This is a genomic window from Mesorhizobium sp. WSM4809 (assembly GCF_055811655.1).
The window spans coordinates 1-1,208 of the sequence record NZ_JBVVQW010000052.1; the positions used below are offsets into that span (position 1 = coordinate 1).

Below are 1,208 nucleotides of genomic sequence, written 5' to 3' on the forward strand. Positions count from 1 at the left end.
AGGATCTTGCCGGCAACGATCGATGCTTCCGCACCGGCGTTGGCCGCGATCTGGCGGGCCGGAGCCTGCAGCGCACGACGCACGATGTTGATGCCGGCGGCCTGGTCGGAGTTGACGCCGACCGCGTTGATGCTCAGCGAAGCGCGCAGCAGTGCGACGCCGCCGCCGGGAACGATGCCTTCTTCGACGGCCGCGCGGGTCGCGTTGAGGGCGTCATCGACGCGGTCCTTCTTTTCCTTGACTTCGACTTCCGTCGCACCGCCGACGCGGATCACCGCAACGCCGCCGGCGAGCTTCGCCAGACGTTCCTGCAGCTTCTCCTTGTCGTAGTCCGAAGTGGTCTCTTCGATCTGCTGCTTGATCTGGGCGACGCGGCCCTGGATCTCTTCCTTCTTGCCGGCGCCGTCGACGATGGTGGTGTTCTCCTTGGAGATCGACACCTTCTTGGCGCGGCCGAGCATGTTGAGGCCGACGTTCTCGAGCTTGATGCCGAGGTCTTCCGAGATGACCTGGCCACCGGTGAGGATGGCGATGTCTTCCAGCATGGCCTTGCGGCGATCGCCGAAGCCCGGCGCCTTGACGGCGGCGATCTTCAGGCCGCCACGCAGCTTGTTGACGACCAGCGTGGCCAGAGCCTCGCCTTCGACGTCTTCCGAGATGATGAGCAGCGGCTTCGAGGTCTGCACGACGGCTTCGAGAACCGGCAGCATGGCCTGGAGGTTGGAAAGCTTCTTCTCGTGCAGGAGGATGTAGACGTCCTCGAGTTCGGCAACCATCTTGTCGGCGTTGGTGACGAAGTAGGGCGAGAGGTAGCCGCGGTCGAACTGCATGCCTTCGACGACTTCGAGTTCGGTCTCGGCGGTCTTGGCTTCCTCAACCGTGATGACGCCTTCGTTGCCGACCTTCTGCATCGCTTCAGCGATCATCTTGCCGACCGACTCGTCGCCGTTGCCGGCGATCGTGCCGACCTGGGCAACCTCTTCCGAGGTCTTTATCTTCTTGGCGTTCTTGATCAGCGTCGCAACGACGTCGGTTACCGCGAGGTCGATGCCGCGCTTCAGATCCATCGGGTTCATGCCGGCGGCAACCGCCTTGTGGCCTTCCTGGACGATCGACTGCGCCAGAACGGTCGCGGTCGTGGTGCCGTCGCCGGCGATGTCGTTGGTCTTCGAAGCAACTTCGCGGACCATCTGCGCGCCCATGTTCTC

The 1,208-nt window shown here is 63.6% G+C and carries 1 protein-coding gene; it reads right to left on the reverse strand.

Annotated elements, in window-relative coordinates; translation table 11 throughout:
* Positions 1 to 1,208, reverse strand: a 1,208-nt coding sequence (gene groL, locus AC0L24_RS33780; protein ID WP_473565075.1) for a chaperonin GroEL, incomplete at both ends; no start/stop codon positions are given.